The organism is Mameliella sp. AT18, from assembly GCF_028807275.1.
Classification (GTDB): Bacteria; Pseudomonadota; Alphaproteobacteria; order Rhodobacterales; family Rhodobacteraceae; genus Antarctobacter; species Antarctobacter albus.
Genome location: NZ_JARAMO010000005.1, coordinates 1 through 9,040, shown reverse-complemented (window position 1 = coordinate 9,040; position 9,040 = coordinate 1). Strand labels below are relative to the sequence as shown.

Annotated in this window: 4 protein-coding genes; all 4 read right to left on the bottom strand. The window is 69.8% G+C overall.

The window, feature by feature from the left end:
- Positions 1-30: 30 nt before the first annotated feature.
- Positions 31-4,092 carry a translocation/assembly module TamB domain-containing protein gene (locus PVW46_RS00495; RefSeq protein ID WP_069210058.1) on the bottom strand — a complete coding sequence of 1,354 codons (4,062 nt, stop codon included), beginning with the start codon at positions 4,090-4,092 and terminating at the stop codon, positions 31-33.
- Positions 4,092-5,975 (bottom strand): autotransporter assembly complex protein TamA, encoded by a 1,884-nt coding sequence (locus PVW46_RS00490; protein WP_083242354.1) that lies wholly within the window; start codon positions 5,973-5,975, stop codon positions 4,092-4,094. The genes PVW46_RS00495 and PVW46_RS00490 overlap by 1 nt, the downstream gene beginning before the upstream one ends.
- Positions 5,976-6,070: 95 nt before the next feature.
- Positions 6,071-6,598 (bottom strand): hypothetical protein, encoded by a 528-nt coding sequence (locus PVW46_RS00485; protein WP_069210059.1) that lies wholly within the window; start codon positions 6,596-6,598, stop codon positions 6,071-6,073.
- Positions 6,588-9,040: glycine cleavage T C-terminal barrel domain-containing protein (locus PVW46_RS00480; RefSeq protein ID WP_274573768.1), on the bottom strand; the 2,453-nt coding region annotated here is incomplete at its 5' end. The genes PVW46_RS00485 and PVW46_RS00480, both read right to left, overlap by 11 nt.

Below are 9,040 nucleotides of genomic sequence, written 5' to 3'. Positions count from 1 at the left end.
GCCGCAAACAGTCCCGTCCCGGCGCCCCCTTCAGTAGTCGCGTTCGAAAAACACGCCCAGCCCGCTCGACCCGTCGGATCCCAGGCGACCGCGCACCGTCACGTTGGAATTGACGTTCAGGTTCAGGTTGATCTCGGTCTTGCCCTTGGCGTCGACACTGACATCGCTGTAGATGTTCTCGCCCAAGTAGGCGCCGACGCGCGCGCGGGCCGTACCGTCATCGCTGGTTCCCACGTCAAGGTCCGCCACCCCCAGGCCGCTGCGCAGGGATTCCGTGAGCCCCAGACCGCCACGGCCGGACAGTGTCCGGATCGCCGAGGCCAGCTGAACCGCCTGCAAGGCAGACAGCTCTGTTACCGATCGGCCAAAGAGGAAAAAGGACATGGCCTCGTCCTGAGGCAACTCGGGCATGGACCCCACGCGCAACTCGGGAGACGAGGCAGGCCCCTCGATGGTGATGGTGATATCCGTGTCCTCGACGCGTGTGGTCGCGACGAAGCGGACCACCGGGTCAAAGCTGCCGCGCAGGAAGACCGAGCCCTCGGTCAGGTCCAGGCGGCGGCCCAACAGGTCCAGCCGGCCCCGGATCAGGTCGAATTGCCCGGCCGGAACGATGTCGGAGGTGGTGCCGTTCAGGCGCAGGCTACCACCCAATTCCGCGTCCAGCCCCCTGCCCCGCACAAAGATCCGGTTCTCCGCCCGGACGGTCACGTCCAGCGGGAAGGCCGGCAGCGGCGCCCCGGCAGCCTGCGCGCTGCGGTCCATGCCCGCGTAGCGCAGGGTCACGGCCACGTCGCCCGGCATGCCCCTGTGTTCCAATCCGTCCAGCGCCGCATAGCTGGCGCCGATGTTCGGGATCCGAGCCTCGACCTCGCCCAGGTCGATGGTGCCCGAGATCCGTGCACCGCCCGTCAGGGGGCCTTCGATCCGGATGCGTCCGTTCGCCGTGGTCTCGAAAAGGTCCGGTTGGCGCACGACCGCGCTTTGCAGGCGCAGGACCAGCCCCGCGTTGAACGGTGCCGCGAGGGTGACCGGGCCTTCCAGCGACACCCGCCCGCCACTGTCAAGGCCGCCGGCCATAGACACCTCGGCACGGCCGCCGGACAGGCGGATCTGCCCCCCCAGTCCGCTCAGCACGATGTTCTGCGCCGGCGCCGCGAAGCGCGCGCCATCGGTCGAGACCGTGCCCGAGACGGAGGAGAGCGCAGGCGGGCCGGATAGGCCCAGGTCGAAGCGCGCGATGCCGCTGACCACCTGCGGCGCCAGCCGACCGTTGGCCAGGGCCAGCGGCGCCGAGCCTGTCAGCGCCACGTCAAGTCGACTGAAGTCGGCAGCGGCAGAGCCACGCAGACGCGCGCCGATACCCGCCGGGCCGGTTCCGTCCAGGGACAGCTGCCAGGGTCCGCCGCTGCGTCGGGCACTGCCGGTGACCTGTGCCGCGCCGGGCAGATCCGGCACGATCTGGCCAAGGTTGGCCAGCGCCAGAACCAGGTTCAGATCCGCCGCTTCGCCAGGGCCATAGCTGCCGGTTACCCTTCCGTCGATGCCGCTGGCATCCAGCATCGCCTGGCCGATCCGATAAGCGCCGCTGTCCAGTCGCTCAACCTGCAGGTCCAGCCGGGAATTGCCCGCCAGCAGCGGGTCGACCGTCGGATTGCCGATGCCAAGCCCCTGCCCCCGCACAACCGCCGTCAGGTTCAGCGGACCGTCCAGCACGCCGCCCGATGCCTCGGCCTCGATCTGGGCCGCGCCGCGCAGGTTCTGGCCTGTCAGCCGCGACAGGGGTGACAGCGAGGCCGCGCTGGCCGTCAGCTGCCCGTCCACTTCCGGGCCATAGGTCCCGGCCGGGTCCACCGTGCCGGTGAACCGTGCATTCACAACCCCGTCCAGACGCAACGGGTCAAAGCGGATCGCCCCGTTGCCGCTGCGCGTGGCCTTGACGCTCAACGCGGTGCGGCCGACCAGCAGCGGGTCGATCTCCGGCAGGCCCAGTCGGACGTCGGTCACGCGTCCTTCGGCGCTGACATCGAAATCGGCCCCGTTCAGGCCGCCCCTGCCGGTCACGGTCAGCTCGGCGCTGCCGCCCAGTCGACGGCCCGCCAGCCCGGAAAAGGCCGACAGGCGGGTCAGCGTCGCTTCGAGCCGCCCGTCGGCAAGCGGCACATCGGGGCCAAGATCCACCGTCCCGGCATAGTTCAGCCGTCCGGCCCGGGCCAGGTCGCCTTCGGCCCCCAGCGTCCAGACGTCGCCGGCCTGGTCGGCGCGCAGCACCAGCGTGGTGGGGCCGTTCAATTCGGGCAGGACAAGCGCGGTTTCACGAATGCGCGCCTCGGCCCGCAGGCTGCTGGCCCCTGTGGCCAGCGTCCCGCCGCCCTCGATCCGCGCCTCGGGCGTAACCAGCAGCAGTTTCTCGGCCCTCAGACCGGCCTCGTCGCGCACCGCTTCGACCTGCAGGCTGCCGACGCCCGCGATCAGCGGATCGACCTGCGCGATGCCCGTCGCCAGGCCGCGCGTGGTGCCGTCGAGAACAAGGTCGAAACCGCCGGTGACCGGGGCGACCTCGCCCCGGATGGTCAGGTTGGCAGCGCCTTCCAGCGCCACGCCCGCCAGCGCGGCAAAGCGCGACAGGTCCTCGGCCGACAACCGCAGATCGGGCGTGACACGCGGGTTCAGTGTCTCGGCATCGGTAAAGGTCAGAACACCGGTCAGGCCGTAGTCGGCCCCCGACAGGTCCAGCCCGCGAAGATAGAACGGCGCACCGGGCTCCCAGTCGATGGAGAGCGCACCGCGCAATGCCGTGCCCACGGCCTCGGCCAGGGCCGGATCGGCCAGGGCCAAGCCGCCCGCGGCCAGCATCAGGTCGCCGGTCACACGGGGCGCATCGCGGTCGATCTCTCCCACGCCGCTCAGCAACAGGCGATCCGCCTGCCCCGCTGCGGTGGTGATCCGGTCGGATTGCAGGCGCAGCGCCCAGCCATTGCCCTGCGAAGCGTCAAAGGAGCCTTTCAGCGTGACGCCGGTGACATAGACCTCCTGCCCCGGCAGCGGCAGCAGCACCTCGTCGCCTTCGGGCGGCGTGATCTGCCCTTCGAGCGACAACCGCTCTGGCCAGCCATCGCCATTGATGGAAGCGGAGCCGGTCAACAGCAGCGCCTCGGCGCTCAGCCGCAGGTCCTGCAGGGCGATGGCGCCGTCCGCGCTGCGCGTCGCCTCGGCCTTGAGCGCGATGTCATCGCCCAGGAACTCGCGGTAGGCGGGCGCCAGCAACGGCGCCAGGTCCCCGCCGATGTCCAGCGAGACGCGCTGTGTCTCGGTATCGCCATCGGCCCTCAGGATCACCTGCCCCGCCAGCCGTTCGACACCATCGGTCGAAAGCCGCAGGCGCGCTTCGAAATCGTCGATGGGCGCGTCGCCGGTCAGGCTGAGCGCAACGGCAGGCTCGCCTTCAAGGCCCAGCGCGCGCGCCGCGAGCCCGCCAGCCGGTTCCTCGAAACTGGTGTCCAGCGTCAGCACGCGGCTGGTGTTCGAATAGGCCCCTGAGAGGTGCAGGTTGCCGCCCTTGTCCAGGCGCTGAACCTGCAGTTCCGCGTTGCCGTCCCCGCCCGACAACCGGGCATTGCCGGTGACGCGCAGCACCAGGTTCTCGGTGGCGACAGGCGCGCCAAGCGCCACTTCGCGCAGATCCAGCTGTGCGAGGTTCAGGGACACCGGCAGTTCGGGCAGTTGAAAGGCGCTGCGGGCCTCCGGGGCGGGCGGCGCGTCGCTGGCCAAAGGCACCGGCAGGCGCGGCATGTCGATCCGGCCCACGGTGATCTCGTCGATTTCGACCGCACCGCGCACCAGCGCGGTGCGCGTCCAGGTCATGGCCACGTCGGTGGCGGTCAGCCAGACGCCATCCTCATCGGCAATGGTGATCCGGTCGATCGTCGCGCGCGAACTCAGCGCCCCGGCAAAGCCCTCGATCCGCACGTCGCGGCCCGCGTCCGACAACGCGTCCTCAAGCAGCCCCTGGATATAGCCGCGGTCGTCAGTCTGTGCCAAAGCCGCCAGCGGCCAGAGCACCAGCACCAGGAAAACCCTCAAAAGTCGCATCAGAACGCCTGCCCGATCCCGATATAGATCTGTACGCCGTCGCCCGTGTCGCCGCCCACCGGCCCGGCCACGTCAAAGCGGATCGGCCCGACCGGCGTGTCGTAGCGCAGGCCAAGCCCTGCGCCGGCGTGCCAGTCGCCCGACCCATCCACGAAACTCTCAGTCCCGACATAGCCCGCGTCGGCAAAGCCCACGACGCCGATGGTGTCGGTCACGTCATAGCGGACCTCTGTCGAGAGGCCCATGAAACTGCGCCCGCCCAGGCGCGTCCCCGAATAATCCACGTCCAGGGACCGGTAGGGCTGGCCCCGCACGGTGCCGCCGCCGCCCGAGTAAAGCAGGAAGTCCGGCGGCGCGGTCTGCGCATCCGGTCCGACGAGCCCGGCCAGTTGCAGCCGCCCGGCCAGCACCAGGGACTCGTCGACGCCAAAGGCCCTGTAGCCACGCAGGTCCAGCGCGTAGCGCGCGCCGGCCTCGCCGTGGCTGACGATGGAAAACGGTTCCAGCTCGGCCCGCAGGAACAGGCCCTCAGTCGCATCCAGCGGATCGTCCCGCCGGTCGATGGTGATGGCCGTGGGCAGCGACAACAGGGTCAGCATCCGGGTCGGATCGCCCGGCAGGTAAAGGTCGGTGATGCGCGACCGGCTGTAGGAGATGCCCAGCTCGCCGCTGACCTGCTTGGAAAACTCGCGCGAGACCCCCAGGCCCAGCGTGAACGAGCGGTCGATATAGTCCGGCTCGTCGTCGTAGCTGAAACCCGTGGTGGCATAGAACATGGTGTCGGCGCCATAGACGGCCGGTTTTTCGAACCGGGCGTTCAGCGCATAGTCGGGCCGCATGCCCGACCCGCCCAGTTGGGTGGCCTCGCCCTCGACCCGCAGCCGTTCGGCACCGCCAAAGAGGTTGCGGTGCAGCCAGAACCCCGACAGCCCGACGCCCTCGGACGAGGACAGCTCGGCCCCGAAGCCGAAACGGCGCGGCTTGCGGTCCGTGACGTCGATCATGATGTCGAGCGTATCGTCGGGACCGCCCTGCTCCGCCTCCGATACCGTCACGGACCGGAAAGTGCCGGTGGCGCGCAGGCGCTGCGCCGCATCGTCGACCTCGACCGGATCGAAGGTCTGGCCGCGCGGAATGCCCGCGATCTGGCGGATGCGGTTCTCGCGCACAGCGCTTTCCGAGGTGACGATCACGTCGCCAAAGCGGAACTGCCGGCCCTTCGAAACCGCCAGCGACACATCCAGCCGCGCGTCCGCGTGGCGCGCTGTGATGGATTGATCGGCGATCCCGGCCTTGGCGTAACCCGCCGAGCGCCAGCCATCGACCGCGGCCTGGGCCGTGTCGCGCACCACGGTCGCGCGGGCCGGCTGCCCGCGCGCAAAGCCCTCTGGCAGGGGCGCGCGCTTGTTGATCGGGGCGACAATGGCCTTTCCGAAGGTAAAAGTCGGACCCGGATCCACCTTGACCCGCACCTTGCCGATGCGTTCAGGCACCGAGAATGGCGGGATGGTCGCGGCCTCGCGACCGTCGATCTGGATGCGCACAACGGCGGAGTAGTAGCCCTGTGCATAGAGCGCCTCGACCAGCCGGGCATAGTCGCCCTGGGCGGCGGCCAGCACGTCCTGAGGCGCGCGGTTTTCCTCGCCTTCCAGCTGCGAGAGAATCGAGACCGAGCGCAGGCTCTGGATCAGCGCCTCCTTGTCGGGTCCGGCGACGTTGAAGGTGAGGCTGTCATAGCTTTCCGCCGGGCGCGGAAGCGTCAGGCAAATACCCGTCAGCACGGAAAAAACGGTGCCACGCAGCACCGCACGCAGCCGCCCGGCCCCTGCCGGACGCTTGGCGCGCCTGTTTGCGCGCGTGGATATATCTAGACGTTGCCCCATGCCTCTACCCTATAACATGTGACTCGGGCGCAAAGAGGCAAATTGCAGTCCCGAGTCACTTTCGCGCGGGGTCGGCGCCGGACCGCGCAGCCGGATCAGTCGAGGGCCGCGACCAGCCGGGACAACCGCAGCCAGAGCGCCGCCGCCTCGGGCGCCGGAACCCAGACATCCGGCCCCTGGCCATTGTCCAGGACAAGGCAGGCATGCCCGCCGAAGGGCGCCGCCGCCGAGGGGCTGCCCGCCGGGGCGGACAGGCAGGCGTCTTGCAGGCCCCGCGCGCCCTCTCCGGTGATCGCAAGGACGAGGTAAAGATCATCCGCCGGGCTGACCGCAAACCCGTCGTGCCAGCCCGGCACCAGGTCCAGCGGCTCGGCCGTGATCAGCAAGGCCCGGTCTCGGGCGATGCGCAGGGCAAAGGGGGTGTGAGGGCGCGCGTCCAGGAGGCCCAGCAAGGCCGCACCGGGGGCAAGCGCCGCAATGGCCGCATCCAGGTTCCCCGAGATCAAGGCCGCCCCCGTCGCCGGCAGGCAGGTGACGGACATGCTCTGCCCCTGCAGGATGCTGCCCGGCGTGGGACTGGCTGTCGTCCAGAGCGTGCTGTCGTCAGGCAGGTCAGTCGGCAAGGCGGGTTCCCTCCGGATCGAAGGCACAGGGCGCGCAGATACGTGCGGTGCGGTGTTGGCCCAGGTGGAAGACACCCAGCATGTCCCCCATTCGGTCAAGCCCGGCGTCGACCTGGGCCAGGGCAACAGATCGGTTCAGCGTCGGGCTATGATAGGAGGATGTCACAAAACCCAGCGAGCGGGCGGGCCCGTCCAGCGGCACCAGATGCGCGCCGGTGGGCAGTGGCGCGCCATCACAGTCCAGGCCGACCAGCTGGCGCCGGTCCTCGCGCATGGCTTCGGGCGTGAACAGGGCACGGCGCCCGACATACTCGTCCCGCCGCCGCTCTCGCGGGCGGCCCCAGCCCAGGTCCTGCGGCATGGTGATGCCGTCCGTATCCTTGCCGATCAGGATGTACCCCTTTTCGGCGCGCAGGATCATCAGGGCCTCCAACCCGATCCAGTGACCGCCCAACGCCTCGCGCGCGCCCTCGAGAACGGTCATCAACCCCGGCGCATGGCGGGCAGGCACGGACAGTTCCCAGCAGGCATCGCCGGTAAAGCTGACCCGGGCGGCGCGCAGGGGGATCTGGGTCCAGCGGGTTTCCACGACCTGCATGTGGCGCAGCCCGGTGACGTCATCGGGCATTCCGGCGGATTCCAGCGCGGTGCGTGCCTGCGGGCCGGAGACACTGAACGTCACCCACTGCGCTGTCACGTCATGGACAAAGACGCGGGACGGTTCAAAGCGGTCCTGCCGCGCCTCCTCAAGGATCAAACGCACATGATCGACATGTGAGGACGAGGCCGAGAGGATGAAGCGATTGTCGTCCAGCCGCAGGGTGACGCCATCATCCGCCACCACGCCATTCTCGCCCAGCATGAACCCGTAGCGCGCGCGCCCCGGTTTCAGCGTGGACATTGCGACATAACCACAGAAATCCAGCAGCTCCGCCGCGCCCGGGCCGATCACCTCGACCTTGCCCAGAGGCGAGGCATCGTAAAGGCCAAATGTCTCGCGCGCGCCCTTCGCCTCGGCCTGCGTATCGCTGTACTTGGCGGGTCGGCGCCAGCCGCCGTACTCTCCGAACGTGGCGCCAAGGGCCGCGTGCTGCGGCTCCAGCGCGAGGCGCTTGAGCGGGTTGAACAGTGCGCCGCGCCGCATCCCGCCCAGGGCAGTCAGAGGAATGGGCGTGAAGGGCGGGCGGTAGGTGGTCGTGCCGGTTTCGGGGATCGTGCGCCCGGTCAGTGCAGCCATCGCCGCGAGACCCGCGAAATTGGAACTGCGCCCCTGGTCGGTGGCCATGCCCAAGGTGGTGTAGCGCTTGAGATGTTCGACGCTGCGATAGCCCTCTTGTGCCGCCAGCTTCACGTCCTTGAGCGTCACATCGTTCTGCGGGTCGATCCAGACGCGCCCCCTGCCCTTCGGGTCCGGGTGCATGGGGGCAAGCGTCCAGGTGGCGCCGGTGGCATTCGGGGCTGACCCCGTGCCGCCGCCTGCCGCATGCCCCTCTGCCAGCGCCGCGTTCAGGCCGAAGGTGCCATTGGCCGCCCCCGCCGGGATCAACGGCGATGTGCCGGGGCGCGAGATCAGCGCGTCCCTGTCCGCGTCCCAGTCCAGCTTGCCGCCCGCCTGGCAGTGCAGATGCACGCTGGGCGTATAGCCGCCCGAGACCAGCGCGGTATCGGCGTCGATGTGCTGCCCTCCGGCGCGGACCGCGCCAAGGCTGCGCGCGCCCCTGGCCGCGTCGATCGCCACGCCCCGGCGCACTTCGACGCCCTCGGGCGCTGCGGGCGTGTCCTCTCGGGCATCCAGCAGGGTTACATGGCATCCCGCCTCTGCCAGCGCCGCGGCCACGGGATAGCTGCCGTCATTGCCCGTCGCCAGGATGATCCGACGTCCGGCCACGGCGCCGTAGAGCACAAGATGATGCAGCGCCGCTTCGGCGGACATGACCCCCGGCAGATCGTTGTTCGCGAACCAGAGCGGCCGTTCGATGGCCCCCGCCGCCAGCACCACTTTCGCGGCACGGATGCGCCAATGGGAATCGCGCGCGCCCCGCTGCCAGGCCGCGAACAGCCCGTGATCGAAGGCTCCCCAAAGGGTCGTATCGGTCAGGACGCGGCCACCCGCTGCCTCGACCTTCTGCACCGTGTCGGCCACGAAGTCCTGCCAGGGTCCGCCCTCGATTTCTCCACCGCGCCAGCGCAGGGCGCCGCCGGGGGCGCCTGCCTCGTCCAGCAGCCAGACCGTGGCCCCCTGCCCCGCAGCGGCCCGGGCCGCCGCCAGCCCGGCGGGACCGGCCCCGATCACCAGCAGGTCGCAACGGGCGTTGCGCTGCGGCGTGTCGCCGGGCGGGCGGTTGGACGGATCAAGACGACCGAGGCCCGCCATGCGGCGGATCATCGGTTCCCACCGCATCCAGCCGCCCGCCATGAAGGTCTTGTAGTAGAAACCCGCCG